The organism is Rhodococcus koreensis, from assembly GCF_017068375.1.
Classification (GTDB): Bacteria; Actinomycetota; Actinomycetes; order Mycobacteriales; family Mycobacteriaceae; genus Rhodococcus_F; species Rhodococcus_F koreensis.
On the sequence record NZ_CP070609.1, the window covers coordinates 7,490,240 to 7,513,228 of the forward strand.

Genomic DNA, 22,989 nt, shown 5'->3' on the forward strand with positions numbered 1-22,989 from the left:
GGAAACGGAAAGCGGGGGCTCGGAACGAGGAAGAAGGACCCACGATGTCGACACTCACGCCCGGACGTCCCTACGCGCCCGGCAGGCAAGGGTTCAGCTCGCTCCGCGACGGGGGACTCAACTGGGACGCGTTCCCGTTGCGGCTGTTCACGAAGGGCAACGCCAAGTTCTGGAACCCCACGGACCTCGACTTCAGCCGGGACGCGGAGGACTGGGAGGGGCTGAACTCGGAGCAGCAGCGCAACTCCACGTATCTGGTCGCGCAGTTCATCGCCGGTGAGGAAGCGGTCACCGAGGACATCCAGCCGTTCATGAAGGCGATGGCCGCCGAGGGGCGTTTCGGCGACGAGATGTATCTGACGCAGTTCTGTTTCGAGGAGGCCAAGCACACCCAGGTGTTCCGGTTGTGGATGGATGCGGTGGGCCTGACCCGGGACCTGCACCCCTTCGTCGCCGAGAACCCGTTTTACCGGCAGTTGTTCTACGAGGAGTTGCCGGGATCGCTGAAGGTCCTCGAGACCGATCCCAGCCCGGCCAATCAGGTGCGGGCCAGCGTCACCTACAACCACGTCATCGAGGGCAGCCTCGCGCTCACCGGGTACTACGCGTGGCAGAAGGTGTGCACGACGCGCGGAATCCTGCCGGGAATGCAGGAACTCGTCCGCAGGATCGGCGACGACGAACGACGCCACATGGCGTGGGGGACGTTCACCTGCCGCAGGCACGTCGCCGCCGACGACGGCAACTGGGGCGTGGTCCAGGAGCGGATGGCGGAGTTGATGCCGTTGGCGCTGGGCATGATCGACTGGGTCAACAAGCAATTCGAGGTCCAGCCGTACGGGCTCGACGAACAGGAGTTCATTGCGTATGCCGCGGACCGGGCGCAGCGCAGGCTGGGGGCGATCGAATCCGCGCGCGGACGCCCGGTCGAGGAGATCGACCTGGACTACTCGCCCGAGGCGCTCGAGGAGAAGTTCGGCGAGGAGGACGCCAAGGCGATGTCCGAGGCCGCCGGCTGAGACACACTGCGCGGTGGCAATGGCAGGATCTGCTCATGGCGCTCACCGCACTCGACCGCAGACTCCTCGGCTGGTCCGCAGCATTCGTGATCTCGCAGGCGAACATCATCCGCCTGCTCGGTCCCGTGGCACCCCGGCTCGCCGAGATCCAGACGGCCCGCTCCGCCCGGGACTACACGGCGATCCTCGACGGAATGACCGACTCCGACACGGCGCGCTACCGCAGCCACTACTACCCGGACTTCGTCCACCCGCTGATCTACGCCGTCGCGCTGCGCACGGGCGCCCGGCGGTTGGCGGAACTGACCCCGCTGTCGCCGAGAACGCGGAAGGTGCTGGCGGCGGTGCCGGTGATCTCGGCGGCGGGCGACTACGCCGAGAACGTCGTCGGGCTATACCTGCTGTCCCACCGTGAGCACATCACCGACGCGACCGTGCGGGCCACCACCGCGGTCAGCGTCACCAAATGGGTGCTGGCGCTCGGTGCGCTCGGGTACCTGTCCCAGGGATTCGTGAGGGTCTGGGCGGGAAAGCTGTTCTCCCGCTAGATTCAGGCGCATGGGTGCTGCCGAGTTGAGCGTCGAGTACTTCACCGGCCAGGCCGAGTTCCGGGAGTGGCTCGCCGCCCATCACGCCTCCTCGCCCGGTATCTGGCTGAAGATGGCCAAGAAGGGATCGGCGCAGTCGTCGATCGACTACGACCGGGCTCTGGAGGTCGCGCTGTGCTACGGCTGGATCGACAGCCAGGTGCGCCGTGTCGACGACGACTTCTTCGTGCAGCGGTTCACCCCGCGGTCGTCGCGGAGTCCGTGGTCCAAGCGGAACCGCGAGTTCGCGGAGAAACTCGCCGAGGCCGGTCTCCTCGAGCCCGCGGGCGTGGCCGAAGTCGAGCGGGCCAGGGCGGACGGCCGCTGGGACCGCGCGTACGCAGGACAGAAGGCGGCGGAGATGCCGCAGGACTTCCTGGACGCCCTCGCGCGGAATCCCGAGGCCGAGGCCTTCTACGCGACACTCGACAGCCACAACCGGTACGCCGTCTACTACCGCCTGCAGGACGCCAAACGCCCGGAGACGCGTGCCCGCCGCATCGAGAAGTTCGTCCAGCAGCTGGCGGAGCGCAGGAAGTTCCACGACTGACCGATTTCCGCTACTGACACAATGGCAGCGTGCCTGACACGATCACCGCCACCTGCTCCGCGCTGTCCGCGACCGACGAACCCCTCGCGGGCACCGCTGCGCACGTCAGGGGCTGGGTGTGCCTGGAATTCCCCGGAGCGTGGGGCCGGGACGTGCTCGACGGCGCGGCGCTCGGCACGGACCTGGCCCGCGAACTCGACGCCCGCGCCGACGCCGCCGGGGTGCGGATCATGTTCATCCGGAGGCCTGGCCGCGGCACCGCGTCACCGGATCGGCGAACGGTGCTGCTGGCACAGTCGCACCCCACGCGGTCGTGGTGCGAGCGGCTCGAGATCGGCTACCCGGAGGACCTGCTCGACCTGGACCTCGGTCTGGTCGCGGGGCCCGCACCCGGTCTGGGCACGCCGGTGACGGACCCCGTCGCCCTGGTGTGCGCGCACGGGAAGAGAGATCAGTGCTGCGCCGTGCTCGGGCGGCCGGTCGCGGCCGGTCTGACCGCGGAGTTCGGCGACGCGGTGTGGGAGTGCTCGCACACGGGCGGGCATCGTTTCGCGCCGTCGCTGATCCTGCTGCCGACGGGCTACACGTACGGCCGGCTGTCGGTGCAGCAGAGCATCGACGCGGTCCGCGCCGCCGCCCGGGGCGAGGTGTACCGGACCGGGCTGCGCGGCCGCAGTTGCTGGGACACCCAGGGGCAGGTGGCGGAACTCGCCGTCCGCGATCTGGTGGACGCCACCGCCGACGAGCTGACGGTGGACGCGAATTCGGTTGTCACCCATCGCGACGGGCGTCGCTGGGTCGTCGACCTCGAGGAGTGGGAACTGCCGCCGCGGCCGGCGAGTTGCGGGGCGGCGCCGAAGCCGGTGCGGCCCGTCATTGCCACCGGAGTTCGCGCCCTCACCCCCTGAGGCGGTCACCAGTGGGTGCCGGGCACCAGCCTTCCGACCTTCCGGGCGGCGCGGCCGAGCACCGACGACGTGTGGTGCCGGGGTTCCGGCGTGCGCCGAGGGGCCGGCGTCGCGTCGTCCGTGCTCGTTCCCTTCGCGGCCGGTGAATCGGGGAACATGCGATACATCTGGTGCATCACGCGGTCCTTGACCGCCGGTGCGAAGACGTGGCCGAGTTCACCGAGCGTGCCGGTCGGGACGTCGATGCGTTTGGGGCGTTCGATCAGCGCACGAACGACCATGGCGGCCGCCTTCTCCGGGGACGTGATCGGCCCGATGTTGTACCGGCCGGTGGGCGCGATCATCGGCGTCTCGACCAGCGGCATGTGGATGGTGGTGAACGTGATTCCGTCCGAGAGGGTTTCGGATGCCGCGACGTCGGTGAATCCGTCGAGGGCCGATTTGCTGGCGACGTAGGCGGCGAACCGCGGGGTCGCGCCCTGGACCCCGGCGCTGCTGATGTTGACGATGTGGCCGAACCGCCGCTCGCGCATCTGCGGGAGGAAGGCGAGAACGAGTCGGACCGCGCCGAAGTAGTTGACGGCCATGGTCCGTTCGAAATCGTGGAACCGGTCCGTCGAGTGGTACAGCCCCCGGCGAATCGAACGACCCGCGTTGTTGACGAGCATGTCGACGTGATCATGTTCGGCGAGAACGGCTTTGACGGTGTGTTCGACCGACTCGTCGTCGGTGATGTCGCAGGGGTAGCCGTAGGCCTCGCCGCCCGCCGCGCGGATCTCCGCGACGACGGCGTCGAGTTCCGCGGTGCGTCGGGCGAGCAGGATGACCTTCGCGCCCTTACGGGCCGTCGCGATCGCGGAACTCCGGCCGATCCCGGACGACGCCCCGGTGATCACGACATGCCTGCCCACGAGCGGTCCGGCGGGGTGGGGCCTGCGCGCCCGGTCGGGGTCGAGGTTCTCGCGCCAGTACGACCACAGCGTGCCGGCGTACGAGGCGAAAGGCGGCACCTCGATGCCGGTGCCGCGCAGCGCCTCCCGGGTGTCGCGGTCGTCGAACACCGTGGGCAGGGTCAGGTTCTCGACGAGCGCCGGCGGGATGCCGAGTGCGCCGAGCACGGCCTTGCGGCCCGCGTCGAGGGCGGAGTCGGGGGTGGGGGTGAGGAACGGGCGGACGAGTTCGCCGGGCAGTCCGATCGCGGGGTGCGGTGCGCCTGCCGCCTCGGCGAGCGCGGCGTAGATCTCCCGGACCGGCTGGGGGCGCGGATTGACGAGGTGGAACGTCTGGCCGTCCCGTCCCGGCGCCGTCATCAGTTCCACGACGGCCGCGGCGACGTAGTCGACGGGCACGACGTTGGTCGCGCCGATCCGCGGGACGGCCACGGGCAGCGCGGCGGGGAGTTTCGCGAGCGCCGCGATGGCGGGGAAGAGGTAGTACGGGCCGTCGATCTTGTCCATCTCGCCGGTGACCGAACTGCCGACCACCGCGGCGGGGCGGTAGATGCGTGTGCGCAGGCCCTCGGCGTTGCGGACCAGTTTCTCGGCCTCGAACTTGGTGCGGTGATACGGGGTGGGGAAGCTCTGGCCGAGATCGAAATCGGTTTCCCTGAACGGCCCCTCGTGATCTCCCGCGACGGCGATGGAGGAGACGTGGTGGAGAGTCGCATCCAGTTCCCGGGCCAGCGCGATGACAGAACGGGTGCCGTCGACGTTCGTGGCGGCCTGCTCGTCGCCGGCCGTGAGGTCGTAGATCGCGCCGAGGTGCAGGACGTGGTCGGCCGTGGGCACGGACCCGAGTCCGAGGCCGGGCTCGGTCAGGTCACCGATCAGGGGATGCACGCGTTCGCCGCCGGGCATGCTGTCGACGAGTGCCTCCAGCCGCGCGACGGACGCGCGCCGGACGAGGACGTGGATCTCGGCTGATGCATCGCGGTCGAGGATCAGGGGCAGCACGTGCCGACCCAGGAATCCGGTACCGCCGGTGACGAGGTAGGTGGCCATGCCCCGAACTTACTCCAAAGTAAGATGATGTACTAGTGGCCGAGACCCACCTTGGCGTGCACCTTTTTCATCCAGGCCGGAGCCCACCAGTTGGCCTCGCCCATCAGCTTCACCAGGGACGGAACGAGGAGCATCCGGACCACCGTCGCGTCGACGAGCAGCGCGACGATCATGCCCACGCCGAGGAACCGCATGATCGACAGACCGGAGATCGTGAACGCCCCGGTCACCACCACGAGCAGCAGCGCGGCGGCCGTCACGATCCGGCCGGTGCGCTCGGTGCCGAAACGCACCGCTTCCTCCGTCGTCGCGCCCGCCTCGTGCGCCTCGACCATGCGCGACATCAGGAACACCTCGTAGTCGGTGGACAGGCCGAAGACGACGGCGAGAATGAGGACCACGAACGTCGCCTCGAGCGGTGCCGGACTGACCCCGAGCAGGCCCGCGCCGTGTCCCAGCTCGAAGATCCAGGTGAGCACCCCGAACGTGGCGGCGAGACTCAGCCCCGCCATCGCGACCGCTTTGATCGGCAGCACCACCGAGCCGAACGCCAGGAACAGCAGGACCAGCGTCGAACCCACCATGATCGCGATCATGACCGGCATCCAGTGCACGATCGCCGCGTTGCCGTCGTCGACGGTCGCCTGGCCGCCGCCGACGAGCAGTTCGGTTCCCTCGGGGACGGAGATGGCGCGGAGACCGTCCACCGCCGCGCTCTGGTCGTCGGTGGTCACTCCCTCGGAGTAGACGGCCTGCACCGCCACCAGTTCGCCGTTGGACGCGACGACGGTGGCGGCGCCGATGCCCGGCACCTGGCCGGCGGCCTGTGCCACCGCGGCTCCGTCGGCGGCGGTCGGCGCGGTGCCGTCGGTGCCGCGGAGGATCAGGGTGGCGCCGTTCCCGGTGGTGGGAAATTCGGTGGTGAGGGTGTCGGTGGCGATACGGGCGGGATCGTTCTCGGGCAGCGCCGTGTACGTGACCTCGCCGAGTGACGCGCTGAGCAGCGGCGCGGCCAGGACCATCAGACCCGCGACGATTCCGACCGCGATGGCGACCGGCCGACGCATCACCCAGGTGACGACGGAGCCCCAGAACTTGCGGGCGCGCACCTCACCGCGCTGCGCCGCGTCCTTGCGCCAGCTCAGCGCGTTGATGCGGTGACCGAGGATCGCGAGCAGCGCGGGCACCGCGGTGAGGGACAGCAGCGCCGCACTCGCGACCGCGGCCATCGCACCGAACCCGAGCGACTTGATCACGTCCTGCGGAAACACCAGCATCCCCGAGAACGCGCACACCAGAAGCAGACCGGAGAACAACACGGTGCGACCCGCGGTCAGGACGGTGCGCCGGGTCGCCTCGGCCACGTCGGCGCCGGACTCCAGTTCCTCGCGGAAACGGCCGACGATGAACAGGCCGTAGTCGATCGCGAGCCCCAGGCCGAGCAGGGACGCCACATTGATCGCGAACGAACTGACGTCGGTGAACAGGGTCAGCAGGCGCAGCGTCGCGAGGGCGCTGAAGATCGAGAGCAGCCCGACGAACACCGGAACGGCGGCGGCGACCAGTCCGCCGAAGATGAAGACCAGCAACACGAGAGTGATCGGCAGCGCGATCGCCTCGGCCAGCACCAGGTCCTGCTGCAGCCGGTTGTTGAACGCCACACCCACCACCGAGTTGCCCGCGAACTCGGTGTCGACGCCCTCCACCTCGAGCTTCGGCAGCAGATCGTTGAACGTGGCGGCGGTGATCCCGGCATCCGGGTCGACGGTGATCGCGGCCGACGCCTTGGTGCCGTCCTCCGACACCATCAGGTGCTTCCTCGTCGCGTCCGCCGTCCAGTACGACGTCACCGAATACGTCGGCACCTCGGCGGCGAACCGGTCGAGACTCGCGGTGACCTGGGGGCCGATGTCGTCGAGGGTCTTCCCGTCGGGTGCGGTGTAGATGGCGATGATGTCCGGCGTTTGCGGACCCAGATTGTCCTCGACGATTCGCGCCACCTCGGCGGATTCGCTACCGGGGTCGATGAATCCGCCGGAGCTGAGCTTTGCGAACACACCGGTGCCCCACACGCCGCTCACCACAACGGCGAACACGGCGAGGGTCAGGACCCACCATTTGCGTGAAACAACGGTCGAGGCCCAACGTGTCATGCGTCAACTCCGGGTGATCGGGGGCGGTCGGCTGCGACTGCCGACTGTAGTGCGGATCGAGGGATTGCCGGTGGGGGTGTGACGCTGGTCCCGGCAAATCGTGCATACTCGGCAGTGCACTTGCAGTCACACGCACGGGGGAAGCCGGTCCGAATCCGGCGCTGACCCGCAACGGTAGGCCACCAGAGCATTTCGGTGGCGAGCCCGATTACCCGGCGTGTGGTGTGCGACATCCTTTTCGTCGTGGTCTACGAAGCGGAGTCCCGCAGGCGCGCCTGCACGTGGGCGTCTGCCGGCTTCTCATTCGTGGCTCTGAGCCGCAATGAGGTTTACATGCACTGTCAGTTGTTCCGAAGTTCCGCTCTGGTCACGCTCGCCGTGGCCGCGCTGGTGGTCGCCGGATGTTCGCGCGGGGAGTCCGTGGGGCAGACCGCTTCCGCCGAATCCTTCGCCGAGCCGGTGTCCGTCACCAACTGCGCGCGAACGGAGACGTTCGACGCGCCGCCGCAGCGCATCGTCAGCATGAACGATCACGTCACCGAGGTGCTGATCGAGATGGGGGCCGGTGATCGCATCGTCGGCACGGGGTACGGCGACGCGACCCCGCTGCCGGAGTTCGCGGATGCCTTCGCGAAGATCCCGAAACTCGCGAAGGAATACCCGACCCGGGAACAGATCCTCGACCTCGACCCCGACCTGGTGGTCGGCGGCATGCGCAGCGCGTTCGACGAGAAGGAGGGACGCTCGCGCGAATCCCTCGGCGAACAGGGCATCCCCACCTTCCTGTTCTCCGAGTACTGCGGGCAGGGTTTCCCCGACATCGGACTGCTGCGCAGCGATTACACGCAGCTCGGTGAGATCCTCGGCGTCCCGGACGAGGCAGTCGCCGTCAGCGAACGGGTGACGTCCGGGTTGCAGGCCGTGCGGGACGAGATCGCAGGCACCGCCCCGGTTCCGACGTTCTTCTACGATTCCGGCGAGGACGTTCCGCTGACGATCGGCGGTGTGGGTGTCGGCCAGCTCATCGCGGACCACGCGGGTGCGGCCAACCTCTTCGCGGAGGGGGAGAAGCCGTATTCGAAGTCCACGTGGGAGATCATCGGTGAACGCGCCCCGGAGGCGATCGTCGTCCTCGACTACGGCACGACGAGCGCGCAGGCGAAGATCGACTTCCTGAAGTCGCACCCGATCATGTCGACGACGCCCGCAGTGAAAGCCGGCCGTTTCGTGGTGGTGCCGCTCGACGACTTCTTCGAGAGCCCGCGCCTGGTGCGGTCGGTGGAGACGATCGCGCGGGCGCTGCATCCGGACGCCGTCGGCGCGCGATGACCACGACCGCCGAACGTGCGGCGCCACACGCGTCGCCCACGCACCCCTCCCGGGCGCGCGTCGGGTTCGCGGGCCTGGTGATGCTGCTCGCCCTGACGACCCTGTTCGTCCTTGGCCTCGCCGTGTCGTTCGGTTCGGTGCGCATCCCGGTCGGCGACGTCTGGGCGATCGTCGCGCACCGGGTGGCCCCGGGTGCGTTCGAGCCCTGGTGGTCGCAGGCCCGGGAATCGATCGTGCTGGACTCCCGGTTGCCGCGGGCGCTGACCGCCGCGGTCGTCGGGGCGGCGCTCGCCCTGGCAGGAGCCGTGGCGCAGGCGGTGACACGTAATCCGCTGGCCGATCCGTATCTGCTCGGCGTGTCCTCGGGTGCGGGTTTCGGCGTGGTGGTGGTGACGGTGCTCGGGCTCGGAGTGGGAGCGCGCGGCGTGTTCACGATTCCCGCCGCGGCGTTCCTGGGCGCCATGGTGCCGCTGTTCCTGTCACTGGCGATCGGCGGCCGGTATCCGCAGCCGACCGCGGTCATTCTCGTCGGTGTCGCGTCGGCGCAGGTGTTCTCCGCCCTCATCACCTTCTCGATCCTGGTCGTCGCCGACGAGCACCAACTGAGTTCGGTGATGCACTGGCTGGCGGGCGGTTTCGGCGACTCACGCTGGTCGACGGTGATTTTCCCGGCTCTCGCACTCGCGACGGTGGGGGCGGCGATGATGCTGAGCGCGAGCCGTGTCGACCTGCTGCAGGCGGGAGACGAAGGCGCCGCCGCCCTGGGGATGAACGTGCGGCGCTTCCGCGTCGTGCAGTTGCTCGGGGTGTCGATGCTGGCAGGGGCGGCCGTGTCCGTCGCCGGCGGCATCGGCTTCATCGGCCTGCTCGTGCCGCACCTGGCCGGGTACGTCGTGGGTGCCCGCGCGGTCAGGCTGCTGCCCGTCGCCGCGTTCCTCGGCGCGATCGCGATGGTCGCGGCGGACACGGCCGCGCGGTCGGTCGCGCGGAGCATCGAGGTCCCGGTGGGCGTCGTCACCGCCCTGGTGGGAGCACCGATCTTCGTGTGGATGCTGTACCGGCAGTACGGGAGGGCCGAGTGACCGCGCTGAGCCTGCACCGGGTCCGCGCCGAACTCGGATCGCGGGAAGTGCTGCACGGCGTCGACCTCGCCGTCCGTCCCGGTGAGGTGCTGGCGCTGGTCGGGCCCAACGGTTCCGGGAAGACCACGGCGCTGCGCTGCTGCTACCGCGCGCTCACCCCGACCGCGGGCGCCGTCGTCGTCGACGGAACGGACAGCGCCGATCTGGGCAGACGAGAACTCGCCCGCACGATCGGCGCGAGCACCCAGGAACCGCGGGTGTCCGCGGGACTGACCGTGCGCGAATCCGTGTCGCTCGGACGCGTCCCGCACCGGGGCTGGTTCGAACGGGCGAACGGGGTCGACGGCGAAATCGTGGAGACGTGTATACGGCAGGTGGGGCTGGCCGAACTCGCCGGCCGCGACGTGCAGGCGCTGTCCGGTGGGGAACGCCAGCGGGTGTCGATCGCCCGGGCTCTCGCGCAGCAGCCGCGGGTCCTGCTGCTCGACGAACCCACCAACCACCTCGACCTGCGGCATCAGCTGACGGTGATGAACCTGCTGCGCGACCTCGCGCGCGACGGTCTCGCGATCGTCGTGACCATGCACGACCTCCGGCTTGCCGTGGAGTACTGCGACACCCTTGCCGTGCTGCACGATGGACGGGTGATCAGCACCGGTCCGCCCGCCGACGTCCTGGACGACACCGTGCTCGGCGGGGTGTTCGGCATCCGCGCCGTCGTGCGGTCGAGTCCGCGGCTGACGATGGAGATCCTGGGGCTGGCCGATGGATGAGCAACTGCGGCGCGCGTACGAGCTGACCGCACGCCGCGTCCCGATGATCGCCGACCAGATCGCACACCCCGGCGCAGCCTCGTTCCCGGCCGTGCGCCTGACCGATCCCGGCTGGCTCGCGGACCGGGTCGCGGACACGGCGAGGCGGTGGGGCAGCGACGATCCCCGGGTCAACGGGACGCTGTGGTGGTACTCGGCCAGTTCGACGCTGACCGGGATCCCGATCGCGACCGCGCTCGTCACGGGTGTCGCCGCCCACCCGGGGCTCGGCGACGCCGTGGCATTCCTCCGCGACGACGGGTACCTCGGGGGCATCACCGCGTCGTCGGGGCTGCCGGTCACCGAGGGGCTGTCCGAACTCGCGGCCGAGATGGCCGCGGCACTGACGCCGATCGTCGATGCGCTCGCCGCGGTGTCCGGGGTGCGGCACGCCGCGATGTGGGCGATCACCACGGATTCGATCGCCAACCGGGCCCTCGACGCGGGAACGGCGTGCGGCGACCGCGCCCGCGGCAGCATCTTCGCCCGGGGTCTGGTGGACGCACTTCGCCGCGCCGGTGTCGTGCTGCCGGACCCGCGGTTCGTCGACGTCCGGGCCGGGGCGCTGTCGCGCCGGTTCACGCAACGGGCGTCGTGCTGCCTGATCTACGAGACCCCCGGCTCGGGCAAGTGCGTGAGCTGCCCGCGAAGGCCTGCCGAGGACCGTCTGAGAGGTCTGGCCGCGCTGGTGAGGTGACCCGCATTGACCGGTCCGCGAGGGTGATGGCACACTGACAGCATTCGAACTCCCGTTCGAATGATGCGCCTTCCCCAGCGGCATCTTCTGTGATCTCGGCACGCACGTGCGCGGGTAGAAGAGGTGTAATCAGATGGGTTGGGGAAACGGTCCGCCGACGTGGTCCGAGATGGAACGCGTCCTGTCGGGCAGGCCGGGGCGGGTCGACCCGGAGTCGATGTATCCGGGCGACGGCGGCGACAGTCCCGCATGGTCGCGTAAACGGGGGGAGTACCGGGCGGGCCGTCAGGAGCGTCCCGGTTCCACCGTGCCGTACGCCGAACTGCACGCGCACTCGGCGTTCAGCTTCCTCGACGGCGCCTCCCCGCCGGAAGAGCTGGTGGAGGAGGCCGTCCGGCTCGGTCTCGAGGCCATCGCGCTCACCGACCACGACGGGTTCTACGGTGTGGTCCGGTTCGCCGAGGCGGCGAAGGAACTGAACATGCGCACCGTGTTCGGGTCCGAACTGACGTTGGACGACGCGCACCTGCTGGTGCTGGCGCGAGGCCAGGAGGGGTACCGGCGACTCTCCCGGGAGATCGCGGCGGCGCATCTCGCGGGAGGGGAGAAGGGCAGGCTGCGCTACGACCTCGACGGCCTCGCCGATGCCGCCGGCGGGCACTGGCAGATCCTGACCGGCTGCCGGAAGGGGCATGTGCGTCAGGCGCTGGCCGGTGGCGGCCCGGACGCCGCGGCCGTCCGGCTCCGGGACCTGATCGACCGATTCGGGGCCGACCGGGTCACGGTGGAGCTCACCCATCACGGCGTCGCGGAGGACGCTGAGCGCAACGCCTGCCTCGCCGAACTCGCACAGCAGTACGGACTTCGGGTGATCGCGTCCACGGCGGCACACTTCGCGGGACCGCCGCGAAGGAGACTGGCCATGGCGATGGCCGCCGTCCGGGCCCGGCAGAGTCTCGACGACGCGGCCGGGCACCTGGCGCCCGCCGGGGGAGCGCACCTGCGGTCCGGTGAGGAGATGGCGCACCTCTTCGCCGCGTACCCGGACGCCGTCCGCGGTGCGGCGGAGCTCGGCCTGGAGTGTGCGTTCGACCTGCGGCTCATCGCGCCGCAACTGCCCCCGTTCGACGTTCCCGACGGACACACCGAGGCCGGCTGGCTGCGCAGGCTCACGATGGACGGGGCCCGTCGCCGCTACGGCGCGCCTGCGGACCGGCCGGAGGCCTACCGGCAGATCGAGCACGAACTGGACATCATCACCGGGCTGAACTTCCCGGGTTACTTCCTGGTGGTCCACGACATCGTGTCGTTCTGCAAGAACAACGATATCCTCTGCCAGGGAAGGGGTTCGGCGGCCAACTCCGCCGTCTGCTACGCCATCGGCATCACCAACGTGGATCCCGTCCGCAACAAATTGCTGTTCGAACGTTTCCTCTCACCCGAACGCGACGGCCCCCCGGACATCGACGTCGACATCGAATCCGACCGCCGCGAGGAGGCCATCCAGCACGTCTACACCAAGTACGGACGCCAGTACGCGGCGCAGGTGGCGAACGTCATCACATACCGCGGAAAGTCCTCGGTCCGGGACATGGCCCGGGCGCTGGGTTTCTCGCAGGGGCAGCAGGACGCGTGGAGCAAGCAGGTCAGCCGCTGGGGTGGGATCGGGAAGGAGGCCGGCACCGACATCCCGCCCGCCGTCCTCGAACTGGCCGCTCAGATCGAGGGGTTTCCGCGGCACCTCGGCATCCACTCGGGTGGCATGGTGATCTGCGACCGGCCGATCGCCGACGTGTGCCCGGTGGAGTGGGCGCGCATGGCGAACCGCAGTGTTCTGCAGTGGGACAAGGACGATTGCGCTGCGGTGGGTCTGGTGAAATTCGACATGCTGGGCCTCGGCATGCTCTCCGCGCTGCACTACATGATCGACCTCGTGGCCGAGCACAAGGGGATCGAGGTCGATCTGGCGCAGCTGGACCTCTCCGAGGAGGCCGTCTACGAGATGCTGCAGCGGGCAGACTCGGTGGGGGTGTTCCAGGTGGAGTCGCGGGCCCAGATGGCCACCCTGCCGAGGCTGAAACCGCGGAACTTCTACGACCTGGTGGTGGAGGTGGCGCTCATCCGCCCCGGCCCGATCCAGGGCGGATCGGTGCACCCGTACATCCGCCGCCGCAACAAGCTCGAACCGGTGACCTACGACCACCCGTCTCTGGAGAAGGCGCTGAAGCGGACGCTGGGTGTGCCGCTGTTCCAGGAACAGCTGATGCAGATGGCGGTCGACGTGGCGGGTTTCAGCCCGGCCGAGGCCGACCAGCTCCGCCGGGCCATGGGGTCCAAGCGGTCGCCCGAGAAGATGGAACGGCTGAGGGGGCGGCTCTACCAGGGCATGCGGGACCTGCACGGAATCGGCGAGGACGTCGCCGACCGGATCTACGAGAAGCTGTACGCTTTCGCGAATTTCGGTTTCCCCGAAAGTCATTCGCAGAGTTTCGCGGCCCTGGTGTTCTATTCGTCGTGGTTCAAGCTGCATCACCCGGCGGCGTTCTGCGCCGGTCTGCTGCGGGCGCAGCCGATGGGGTTCTACTCGCCGCAGTCGCTGGTGGCCGACGCCCGCAGGCACGGGGTGCGGGTGCACGGCGCGGACGTCAATGCGAGCCTCGCGCACGCCACCGTCGAGGCGGGCGGGACGGAGGTGCGGCTCGGGCTCGGGGAGGTGCGGCACATCGGGACCGCGCTGGCCGAGCGGATCGTCGAGTCCCGCGGCGACGGCGGGCCGTACACGTCCTTCCTCGACCTCACCGGCCGGGTGGAACTGAGCACGGCACAGGCCGAATCGCTGGCCACCGCAGGTGCTCTCGACAGTTTCGGGTTGTCCCGGCGGGAGGCGCTGTGGGCGGCGGGCGCCGCGGCGGGAGAGCGTCGCGACCGGCTGCCGGGGATCGGGGCGTCCACCCGCGCGCCGACCCTGCCGGGGATGAGCGATCTCGAACTGGCCGCGGCGGACGTGTGGGCCACCGGGGTGTCACCGGACACGTATCCCACCGAGTTCCTGCGCCCGCAACTCGATGCGCTCGGGGTGATCCCGGCGGCGCACCTGCTCGACGTTCCCGACGGCGACCGGGTTCTGGTGGGTGGGGCGGTGACGCACCGGCAGCGCCCGGCGACGGCGGCGGGGGTCACGTTCATCAACCTCGAGGACGAGACCGGCATGGTCAATGTCGTCTGTTCGGTGGGGTTGTGGGCGAAGTACCGCAAACTCGCCAACACGGCACCCGCACTGCTGGTCCGCGGCAAGGTGCAGAACGCCGAAGGCGCGGTGACGGTGGTGGCGGATCGGTTGCAGCTGATGGATTTGCGGGTGTCCGCCAAATCCAGGGACTTCCGATGAGCCCCGCACCGCTAGCATCTGGTCATGAGGAGATACGTGTTGTCGGCGATCGTCGTGGCTACGCTGACGCTCGCGGGGTGTGGTGAGACCGACAGCGACTCCTCCCAGCAGACACCCGCCCCGTCGCCCGGGGACTCGAGTCAGATGGAAATCGGCGGGGCAGTGCAGGCGCCCGCGAAAGACCAGGCCCCCACCGACCGCCAGGAGATCATCACCGGTCAGGTCGCGCTCACCGCGGACGACCCGGTGGCCGTCGGCAGGCAGATCGTGGACAAGGTCGACGATCTGGGCGGGCGCGTCGACCAGCTCACCGAACAGCCGGGCTCCGACGACCAGGACGCCAGCAGTTCCCTGACCATCCGGGTGCCCGCCGACTCGCTCACCCGGACGTTGGACGATCTGCGGGAACTGGGCAAGGTCACCAGCGTCAGCGTCACGAAGAGCGACGTGACGATGCAGTCGCAGGATCTCGACGCCCGGATCAACGCATTGACGGCGTCCGTCACCCGTCTGCAGGGGCTCATCACGTCGGCCGCGAACACCGCGGATCTGATCGAGGCCGAGAAAGCGTTGTCGGAGCGGCAGGGCGAACTGGACAGCCTCACCGCCCAGAAGCGGACGCTGAGCGACCAGGTGGCACTGGCCACACTCATGGTCGACGTCACCTCCACCGATGTCGAGCCGCCCAGTCCCGGTCCGGACAACTTCTGGGAAGGCGTCGTCGCGGGCTGGAACGCCCTGCTGTCGGCGATCGCGGCCGGCGCCGTGGTCGTCGGGGCGCTGATTCCCTGGTTCGGTTTCGTGGCCGTCATCGCACTGGTCGTGTACGGCGCGTACCGTCTGCGCCGGATGTACAACAGGCCGCCCGGACCCCCGTCGGGACCGGCGCCGGAACGAGAAGAGGCGAAGACGCAATGATCGAAGTCGACCTGAATGCCCTGGACGGCGCGTTGGCGTCGGGTGCCCCCGTCATCGACGTGCGCGAGGCCGACGAATACGCCCAGGCCCGGGTTCCGGGAGTGACACTGATTCCGCTCAGCGAGTTCGTCGCGCGCGTGGACGAGATCCCGGAGGCCGACGTCGTCTACGTGATCTGCGCGGTCGGCGGCCGGAGCCTGCAGGCGGCGGAGTACCTGAATGCGCGGGGGATCAACGCCGTGTCGGTGGCGGGCGGGACGTCCGCGTGGATGCAGTCCGGACGCCCCGTCGAGTCGGGCGCCTGACTCCCGAGTCACGGTTCGTGGTCAGCGCGCCGAGCTGAAGGCGTGGGCTGCGGAATCGTCCCGGGCGCCGCGCTCACCCAGTCGCCCGGCGGCGTGCCGCAGTGTGTGGACCGCGACGGTGCCCCAGATGACGACCAGCGCGCACCACAGGGTCACGCCTGCGCCGACGATCACGACGGAGTCCGTCGCCAGGCCGAGGGAGTTCGCTCCCAGCGCGCAGGTTCCGACGGGGAACGTGAAACTCCACCAGCTGGGGGTGAACGTCAACCCGCGGCGAAAGGCCCTGGCGGTCACGGTGACCACGGCCGCGAGGGCGAGGACGCCGAGCGCGCCGACGGTGGTCCCGTAGACGACGCCCACCGCGTGGAGCCAGGCGTGGCCGGACGCCGCGCCGAGCAGATTGATCGCCGCCACCGACTGCCCGATCACGCCGAGCGGAATCCAGAGCGTCGGCACGAGCGGGTTGGCGGGGAGCCCGTTGCTCAGCAGATGGCGGCCGACGACGACGGCGACGGTCACTGCGGCGCTCAGCGCCAGCGCGAACAGCGAGTAGCAGACCACCAGCATCGCGATCTGAGGTGCGCCCTCGGGAAGGTGTTTGACCAGTGCGGATCCGGAGGCGGCCGACACCATGGGCGGTACTACGGGCATGAGCCAGGACGGCACCGGTGTCACCTGGTGGGGCCGGGTCAGCCTGCGGGCCATGACGGCGTAGGTGACGAGCCCGATGCCGGTCCCGATCGCCCAGAGTGTGGCCGAGGCGGGGACGGCGACGTCGCCGAGAAGTGCGTGACCCGCGGATCCGGTGCCGGCGCCGACGGTCAGCACTGCCATCGACACGGCGCCGTAGAACGGGAACATCGTGTGGCTGCGCGCGTCGGCGAGTGCGTCGTCGCGGCGGCGGATCCAGTGCCGAACCAGTGCGGTCGTCAGCAGCACGAGCAGCGTCACGGCGATCAGCCAGAAGACCTCGGAGGCCGTCCGGACCACCGGAACGCCGGCCGGAAATGCGGCGGCGACGACTGCGAGGATGCCGGTGCCCATCACTGCTGCGAACCAATTCGGGGTCATACCCAGAGCTTGCCGTCGCATCGTCGTGGCCGGTAGAAGGCTTGTCGTTGAATGCCCACAAATCACGTTTGTGGGACTAGCCTTGGGTTGTGCCGCTGTCTCCCCGAGTACCCGAACTCAGTGCCCTCGACGTCCTGTTGTCCGTCGAGCGGCTCGGAAGCATGGGTGCGGCGGGGCGCGAGCACGGGCTCAGCCAGCAGGCCGTCAGCGCCCGGGTGCGGTCGGCCGAGCGCCAGTTCGGCATCAAGGTGTTCAGCCGCGGCGCCAGCGGGGTGCGGCCCACGTCGGAGGGTGCGCTCATCCTCGAATGGGCGAGTCACATCCTCGCCACGGCGGAGGAGCTGGCGTCGGGAGTCGCGGCGCTGCGAGGGGAACGGCAGGCCGGCCTGACGGTCGCGGCCAGCATGACGATCGCCGAGTATCTGGTTCCCGGGTGGACCGTCGCGATGCGGCGCAAGTACCCGAATGTGGTCACGAACGTCCGGCTGCTGAACTCGTCGGAGGTGACCGCCCGGGTGCTGTCGGGCGAGGCCGATCTCGGGTTCGTCGAGGGCCCGGACATTCCGGCGGGACTGCAGGTGCGGGAGATCGGCCGCGACCACCTGGTGGTCGTGGTGCCGCCGGGGCACGAATGGGTGCGCCGGTCGCCGATTCCGGTGTCCGAACTCGCGGCGACGCCGATGATCCAGCGGGAATCCGGGTCCGGAACACGCACCACCCTCGAGAATGCGGTCCCGCAGTGCGTCCCGCCGCTGCTGGAGCTGACGTCGTGCACGGCGGTGAAGGCGGCCGTCGTGGCGGGCAACGCTCCGGCGGTGCTGTCCTCGCTGGCGGTCGCCGCCGACCTGACGGACGGCCGGCTCGCCTCCGTTCAGGTGGAGGGGCTGACGCTGCCGCGGCGGTTGTCGGCCGTCTGGGACCCGGTGCGCGGGGTGCAGGGTGCGGCCCGCGACTTCCTCGACATCGCCCTCGGTGCGGGCGCCGCCGCGGGCGTCGGGGCCATGGCTGCCGGAGCTACAGCGCAGCCCCGCTGAATCCGTGCTGGCGCCACGCCTCGTACGTCACGAGGGCCGCGGCGTTGGACAGGTTCAGCGACCGACGGCCGGGCAGCATCGGGATGCGGAGCCGCTCCGTCACATGCGGATCGGCCAGCACCTCCGCCGACAGTCCGGTGGGCTCCGGACCGAACAGTAGGACGTCGCCTGGCCGGTAGGCGATGTCGGCGTACGACACGGTGGCGTGCGCGGTGAACGCGAACACCCGCGCCGGTTCCACCGCGGCCCAGGCCGCCTCCAGGTTCTCGTGCACGGTCACCGACGCCAGGTCGTGGTAGTCGAGCCCGGCCCGTTTGAGTTTCGGCTCGGACAGGTCGAACCCGAGTGGTCCCACGAGGTGCAGTTCGCAACCGGTGCCCGCCACCATGCGGATGGCGTTGCCGGTGTTGGGTGGGATTCGGGGTTCGTGGAACATCACTCGGAACACCCGCACAGCTTAGGGCCACACCGGGAGGCGGCATGATGGACGCATGGATCCGGTCGAAGAGGTGGTGGGTGAGGACTACGGCGACGCACGACTCCCCGCGCAGAACTGGCAGCGGCGGCACTACACGAAATGCAACTTCCGTGACGCCGACCTGAGCGAACTCCGCACCGAGTCGGTGATCTTCACCGAATGCGATTTCACGGGCGCCGACCTCGCCGAGTCGCACCACGTGGGGACGGCGTTCCGCTCGTGCGCGTTCACCAGAACGACGCTGTGGCACAGCGAGTTCCGCAATTGCAGCTTCCTCGGTTCGGAGTTCGACAACTGCCGGCTGCGCCCGATGGTCTTCGACGAGTGCGACTTCACGCTCGTGTCGCTGGGCGGTGCCGACCTGCGCGGACTCGATTTCACGGACTGCCGGTTCCGGGAAGCCAACCTCGTCCGCACGGACCTCCGCCGGGCCGTGCTCCGCTCGGCGGACCTGTTCGGGGCCCGCACGGGCGGCGCGAAATTCGACGGCGCGGACCTGCGCGGGGCGCACGTCGACGCGAACCTGTGGACGGCGGCCTCACTGGACAAGGCGCAGATCGAACTCACCCAGGCCATCGCGTACGCGACGGCCAACGGGCTCGTGGTGGAACCGACCTGACACTGGTTCGGCGAACCTGCCTGACACTGGTTCGGCGAACCTGAGAGAATGGGGCACGTGACTGCAACGATCCTCGATGGCAAGGCGACCCGCGACGAGATTTTCGAAGACCTGAAGGTGCGGGTGAGCGCCCTGAAGGACAAGGGCATCACGCCCGGTCTCGGCACCGTTCTGGTGGGGGACGACCCGGGGTCGGCCGCTTACGTGCGCGGCAAGCACAACGACTGCGCGAAGGTCGGGATCACCTCGATCCGCCGCGACCTGCCCGCGGACATCACGCAGGAGAAGCTCGACGCCACCATCGACGAGCTCAACGCCAACCCCGACTGCACCGGGTACATCGTGCAGCTCCCGGTGCCGAAGCAGCTCGACGAGAACGCCGCGCTCGAGCGCATCGACCCCGACAAGGACGCCGACGGCCTGCACCCGGTCAACCTCGGCCGCCTGGTGCTGGGCAAGGAAGCGCCGCTGCCGTGCACGCCGCGCGGAATCCTGCACCTGCTGCGCCGCTACGAGGTCCCGATCGAGGGGGCGCACGTCGTCGTCGTCGGTCGCGGTGTCACCGTGGGCCGCCCGATCGGCCTGCTGTTCACCCGGCGCAGCGAGAACGCCACCGTCACCCTCTGCCACACCCGCACGCGGGACCTCGGAGCGGAGGTCCGGCGCGCCGACATTGTCATCGCGGCGGCGGGTGTTCCCGGGCTGGTGACGGCCGACATGGTCAAGCCCGGCGCCGCGGTACTCGACGTGGGCGTGAGCCGCACCGAGGACGGGCTGCGCGGCGACGTGGCGGCGGACGTCGCCGAGGTCGCCGGTTTCCTGTCCCCGAACCCCGGCGGGGTCGGACCGCTGACCCGCGCGTTCCTGCTGACCAACGTCGTGGAGCGGGCTGAGCGTGTCGCAGCGTCTCTCGGCTGAGATGGCCGACTGGGGGCAGTTCGCGAAGAAGAACCTGCCGATGCTGGCAGTCCTCGTCGTCATCGTCGTGGCCGTGGTGTTCGTGCTCGCGGACCGGTGGCGGCGGGGAGCGTTCGTGTTCGGTATCGCCACCCTGCTCGCGGCAGCGTTCCGGTTGACGATGCCGTCGGAGCGCGTCGGACTGCTCGCGGTGCGCAGCAAGGCCTTCGACGTGGGCGCACTCGTGGCCGTCGGCGGCGCGATTGTCTGGCTGGCCGTGTCGATCGACCCGCTCGGAACCGACTGACGGTCCGAGCGGGCGTCGCCCGGCGCGGGATCAGCGCCCGGCGCGTGCCAGTTGCATCGTTTCGGACAGCAGTTTCGCGACGGCGGCAGCCTCGGTGAGGAACCCGTCGTGGCCGTCCCGCGAGTTGAGTACCCGCAGGCCGTCGCAGGTGGGGATGTCCTCGGCCAGATCCTCCTGCAGGCGGATCGGGTACAGGCGGTCGGAGTCGACGCCGCCCACGATGACGGGTGCGGTGATCGCCCCCAGCGCCGCCGAGATACCCCCGCGGCCGCGGCCCACGTCGTGCCGGTTCATGGCCTCGGACAGCAGCACGTACGTGCCCGGGTCGAACCTGCCGACCAGCTTGTCGGCCTGGTGCTGGAGGTAGCTCTCGACGGAGTACCGCCCGCCGCGCCAGGGGTCCTCGCCGTCCTGCGGCGAGTTCGCGAACCGAGAGTCGAGTTCGCTCTCGGTGCGGTACGTGAGGTGCGCGATCCTGCGGGCGATGCGCAGTCCGGTCCGGGGGGTCCGGCCGGTGCCGTGGTAGTCGCCGCCCAGCCAGTCGGGGTCGCTGGTGATGGCCTCGATCTGCGTGGTCTGCGTGCCGATCTGATCCGCGGTCGCACGGGCGCCGACCGCGAGAACGAGCGCCGACGCAACCTGGTCCGGGTACGTCACGGCCCACTCGAGCGCGCGCATGCCGCCCATCGAACCACCGACCACGGACGCCAGCTTGTCGATCCCCAGAAGGTCGGTGAACTTCTTCTCGGCCGCGATCTGGTCGCGGATGGTGATCTCCGGGAAGCGGCTGCCCCACGGGCGCCCGTCCTCCGCGACCGAACCGGGACCGGTGGTGCCGCGGCAGCCACCGAGGACGTTGGTCGCGACGACGCACCACTCGTCGGTGTCGATCGGCGCACCCGGACCGACCATTCCGCTCCACCATCCGGGGGAGGGGTGCTCGTCGGTGACGGGGCCGGTGACGTGGGAGTCGCCGGTGAGGGCGTGCTCGACGAGCACCACGTTGTCACGGTTCGGGGACAGTTCGCCCCACCGCTGCACGGCGAGAGTCACGGACGGGATCACCGCGCCGTTCTCGAGTTCGAGCGATCCGATGTCGACGGTGCCGAGACGTCCGTCGGCCACGGGGAGGTTCTGCACTGCGCTCACGGTCAAGATGCCGCCGCCGTAATTCCGGACTCGATATCGGCGATGATGTCGTCGATCCCTTCGATGCCGACCGCCAGGCGGACCAGTCCGGGGGTGACGCCGCTGGCGGCCTGCTCCTCCGGGGTCAGCTGGGAGTGTGTGGTGGACGCCGGGTGGATCACCAGCGAGCGGACGTCACCGATGTTCGCGACGTGGCTGTGGAGGGTGAGTGCGTTGACGAACTTCTTGCCCGCGTCGATGCCGCCGGCGAGTTCGAACGTCACGATGGCACCCGCACCCCTCGGCGCGATCTGCTTCGCCCGGTCGTACCACGGTGACGACGGGAGCCCGGCGTATCCGACGGACACGATCTCCGGCCGTGCCTCCAGGTACTGGGCGACGGCGGTCGCATTGGACACGTGCCGTTCCATCCGCAGGCTCAGCGTCTCGAGGCCCTGCGCGATGAGGAACGCGTTGAACGGGGAGATCGCGGAACCGAGGTCGCGGAGCAACTGCACGCGGGCTTTGAGGGCGAACGCGGGCGGTCCGAGTTCGGAGTAGACGACGCCGTGGTAACTCGGGTCCGGGGTGGTGAAGCTGCTGTGCCGGCCCTGGGTCCAGTCGAACGTGCCGCCGTCGACGATGACGCCCGCGATGGCCGTGCCGTGACCGCCGAGGTACTTGGTGGCCGAGTGCACCACGATGTCCGCGCCGTGCTCGAGCGGGCGGATCAGGTAGGGGGTGGCCACGGTGTTGTCGACGATCAGCGGGAGTCCGTGCTGGTGTGCGACGCCGGAGATGCCGGGCAGGTCGAGCACGTCGTTGCGGGGATTGGAGATGGTCTCGCCGTAGAACGCCCTCGTGTTGTCCCGGATCGCGTTCTTCCACTGCTCGAGGTCGTCGGGGTCTTCGACGAACGAGACCTCGATGCCGAGCTTGGGCAGCGTGTAGTGGAAGAGGTTGTAGGTGCCGCCGTACAGGCGCGGGCTGGAGACGATGTGGTCGCCCGCCTCGGCGAGGTTCAGGATCGCGAACGTCTCGGCGGCCTGCCCGGACGACAGCATGAGGGCGGCGACGCCGCCTTCGAGGGCGGCGATGCGCTGCTCGACGGCGTCCTGGGTGGGGTTCATGATGCGGGTGTAGATGTTGCCGGGCTCGGCCAGACCGAACAGCGCGGCAGCGTGATCGGTGCTGTCGAACGTGTACGAGGTGGTCTGGTAGATCGGCAGCGCCCGCGCCTTGGTGGTCGCGTCGGACGTCTGCCCGGCGTGGATCTGCTTGGTCTCGAACGACCAGTTCTCGGTCATGTGCTGTCTACTCCAGTGGTCTGACGAGGCGCGGACGAGGAACTGGTTCGTTCGCGCACAGGGCTGTCTGGGGTCTATCTACGACAACAACAACGCATCATGAACCTCCGATGTCGGACCCGCGCTTGTCACCCGACTGTTGTATGAATCAGGGAACCAGGTCATCACCCGGGGCACCCCACCGCGGCGGAGGGTTGCCGGCCAGCTAGCCGGGGCTCGTTGCTGGCACTCATGACCTCTGTTGAATCTTAGCGGCTGCGGCGAAGCGACCGGAAACGGCACCGATCAGGCCCGCTGGCAGCGAAAAGTTACCAGCTGGTAGGGAGGGGGATTTCGCACCCACATCTTGCGCGCCCCGGGCATAGCAGTACGCTTGTCTTGTTTAAGTGCGGTCTCTCCA

At 69.4% G+C, this 22,989-nt stretch carries 21 protein-coding genes and 2 riboswitches; of the genes, 15 read left to right on the top strand and 6 right to left on the bottom strand.

Features of this window, described 5'->3' with window-relative positions:
- Positions 1 to 44: 44 nt before the first annotated feature.
- Genes JWS14_RS33835 through JWS14_RS33850 form a run of 4 tightly spaced genes read left to right on the top strand, consistent with a single transcriptional unit; the run spans position 45 to position 3,064 of the window.
- Complete coding sequence (locus tag JWS14_RS33835) at positions 45 to 1,019, top strand: R2-like ligand-binding oxidase (RefSeq protein WP_072945806.1); 975 nt, start codon at positions 45 to 47, stop codon at positions 1,017 to 1,019.
- Positions 1,020 to 1,054: 35 nt separating this feature from the next.
- Positions 1,055 to 1,567, top strand: a complete 513-nt coding sequence (locus tag JWS14_RS33840) for a hypothetical protein (protein WP_095860894.1) — start codon at positions 1,055 to 1,057, stop codon at positions 1,565 to 1,567.
- 10 nt (positions 1,568 to 1,577) lie between these two features.
- The gene (locus JWS14_RS33845; protein WP_095860893.1) at positions 1,578 to 2,156 is read left to right on the top strand and encodes a YdeI/OmpD-associated family protein; all 579 of its coding nucleotides are present in this window, start codon (positions 1,578 to 1,580) and stop codon (positions 2,154 to 2,156) included.
- A gap of 29 nt (positions 2,157 to 2,185) precedes the next feature.
- Positions 2,186 to 3,064, top strand: a complete 879-nt coding sequence (locus JWS14_RS33850; protein WP_206015207.1) for a sucrase ferredoxin — start codon at positions 2,186 to 2,188, stop codon at positions 3,062 to 3,064.
- Between the two features lie 5 nt (positions 3,065 to 3,069).
- On the opposite strand, the gene JWS14_RS33855 is transcribed toward JWS14_RS33850, so the two are convergent.
- Positions 3,070 to 5,064, bottom strand: a complete 1,995-nt coding sequence (locus tag JWS14_RS33855) for an SDR family oxidoreductase (protein ID WP_206015208.1) — start codon at positions 5,062 to 5,064, stop codon at positions 3,070 to 3,072.
- A gap of 32 nt (positions 5,065 to 5,096) precedes the next feature.
- Positions 5,097 to 7,217, bottom strand: coding sequence for an MMPL family transporter (locus JWS14_RS33860; protein WP_095860890.1), 2,121 nt, complete (start codon positions 7,215 to 7,217; stop codon positions 5,097 to 5,099).
- A 93-nt stretch (positions 7,218 to 7,310) separates the two neighbouring features.
- Positions 7,311 to 7,451: riboswitch (cobalamin riboswitch) on the top strand.
- A 99-nt stretch (positions 7,452 to 7,550) separates the two neighbouring features.
- On the opposite strand from JWS14_RS33860, the gene JWS14_RS33865 reads away from it, so the two are divergent.
- The 7 genes from JWS14_RS33865 (at position 7,551) to JWS14_RS33895 (ending at position 15,748) form a co-directional block, all read left to right on the top strand.
- Positions 7,551 to 8,546, top strand: coding sequence for an ABC transporter substrate-binding protein (locus JWS14_RS33865; RefSeq protein ID WP_206015209.1), 996 nt, complete (start codon positions 7,551 to 7,553; stop codon positions 8,544 to 8,546).
- Entirely contained in the window at positions 8,543 to 9,628 is a 1,086-nt protein-coding gene (locus JWS14_RS33870) for a FecCD family ABC transporter permease (RefSeq protein WP_206015210.1), read from the top strand. Before JWS14_RS33865 ends, JWS14_RS33870 begins: the two co-directional genes overlap by 4 nt.
- Entirely contained in the window at positions 9,625 to 10,401 is a 777-nt protein-coding gene (locus tag JWS14_RS33875) for an ABC transporter ATP-binding protein (RefSeq protein WP_206015211.1), read from the top strand. Before JWS14_RS33870 ends, JWS14_RS33875 begins: the two co-directional genes overlap by 4 nt.
- A complete protein-coding gene (locus tag JWS14_RS33880; protein ID WP_206015212.1) occupies positions 10,394 to 11,137 on the top strand; it encodes a (2Fe-2S)-binding protein in 744 nt (247 codons plus the stop codon). Before JWS14_RS33875 ends, JWS14_RS33880 begins: the two co-directional genes overlap by 8 nt.
- A gap of 133 nt (positions 11,138 to 11,270) precedes the next feature.
- A complete protein-coding gene (locus tag JWS14_RS33885; protein WP_206015213.1) occupies positions 11,271 to 14,525 on the top strand; it encodes an error-prone DNA polymerase in 3,255 nt (1,084 codons plus the stop codon).
- 24 nt (positions 14,526 to 14,549) lie between these two features.
- Positions 14,550 to 15,443, top strand: a complete 894-nt coding sequence (locus JWS14_RS33890; RefSeq protein ID WP_206015214.1) for a DUF4349 domain-containing protein — start codon at positions 14,550 to 14,552, stop codon at positions 15,441 to 15,443.
- Positions 15,440 to 15,748: a rhodanese-like domain-containing protein gene (locus JWS14_RS33895; protein ID WP_072948971.1), complete on the top strand. Its 309-nt coding sequence runs from the start codon at positions 15,440 to 15,442 to the stop codon at positions 15,746 to 15,748. The genes JWS14_RS33890 and JWS14_RS33895 overlap by 4 nt, the downstream gene beginning before the upstream one ends.
- 21 nt (positions 15,749 to 15,769) lie before the next feature.
- Here JWS14_RS33895 and JWS14_RS33900 read toward each other — a convergent pair whose 3' ends face one another.
- Positions 15,770 to 16,819, bottom strand: coding sequence for a TDT family transporter (locus tag JWS14_RS33900; protein WP_095860884.1), 1,050 nt, complete (start codon positions 16,817 to 16,819; stop codon positions 15,770 to 15,772).
- Between the two features lie 89 nt (positions 16,820 to 16,908).
- Here JWS14_RS33900 and JWS14_RS33905 point away from each other — a divergent pair, with 89 nt between their 5' ends.
- Entirely contained in the window at positions 16,909 to 17,853 is a 945-nt protein-coding gene (locus tag JWS14_RS33905) for a LysR family transcriptional regulator (RefSeq protein WP_072948974.1), read from the top strand.
- Here the strand turns inward: JWS14_RS33905 and JWS14_RS33910 are convergent.
- Entirely contained in the window at positions 17,834 to 18,301 is a 468-nt protein-coding gene (locus JWS14_RS33910; RefSeq protein WP_095861070.1) for a tRNA (cytidine(34)-2'-O)-methyltransferase, read from the bottom strand. The two genes, JWS14_RS33905 and JWS14_RS33910, sit on opposite strands and share 20 nt — an antisense overlap.
- Before the next feature lie 43 nt (positions 18,302 to 18,344).
- Here JWS14_RS33910 and JWS14_RS33915 point away from each other — a divergent pair, with 43 nt between their 5' ends.
- The 3 genes from JWS14_RS33915 to JWS14_RS33925 are packed head-to-tail and all read left to right on the top strand — an operon-like array spanning position 18,345 to position 20,154.
- Entirely contained in the window at positions 18,345 to 18,950 is a 606-nt protein-coding gene (locus JWS14_RS33915; RefSeq protein WP_095860883.1) for a pentapeptide repeat-containing protein, read from the top strand.
- Between the two features lie 57 nt (positions 18,951 to 19,007).
- Complete coding sequence (locus JWS14_RS33920; protein ID WP_174705571.1) at positions 19,008 to 19,868, top strand: bifunctional methylenetetrahydrofolate dehydrogenase/methenyltetrahydrofolate cyclohydrolase; 861 nt, start codon at positions 19,008 to 19,010, stop codon at positions 19,866 to 19,868.
- 1 nt (position 19,869) lies between these two features.
- The gene (locus tag JWS14_RS33925; RefSeq protein ID WP_072948979.1) at positions 19,870 to 20,154 is read left to right on the top strand and encodes a DUF3017 domain-containing protein; all 285 of its coding nucleotides are present in this window, start codon (positions 19,870 to 19,872) and stop codon (positions 20,152 to 20,154) included.
- A 30-nt stretch (positions 20,155 to 20,184) separates the two neighbouring features.
- Here the strand turns inward: JWS14_RS33925 and metX are convergent, their stop codons facing one another.
- Both metX and JWS14_RS33935 read right to left on the bottom strand, forming a co-directional pair.
- The gene (metX, locus tag JWS14_RS33930) at positions 20,185 to 21,309 is read right to left on the bottom strand and encodes a homoserine O-acetyltransferase MetX (protein ID WP_072948981.1); all 1,125 of its coding nucleotides are present in this window, start codon (positions 21,307 to 21,309) and stop codon (positions 20,185 to 20,187) included.
- Positions 21,306 to 22,589, bottom strand: coding sequence for a bifunctional o-acetylhomoserine/o-acetylserine sulfhydrylase (locus JWS14_RS33935; RefSeq protein WP_072948983.1), 1,284 nt, complete (start codon positions 22,587 to 22,589; stop codon positions 21,306 to 21,308). Before JWS14_RS33935 ends, metX begins: the two co-directional genes overlap by 4 nt.
- 116 nt (positions 22,590 to 22,705) lie before the next feature.
- Positions 22,706 to 22,826: riboswitch (SAM riboswitch) on the bottom strand.
- Between the last annotated feature and the right edge of the window lie 163 nt (positions 22,827 to 22,989).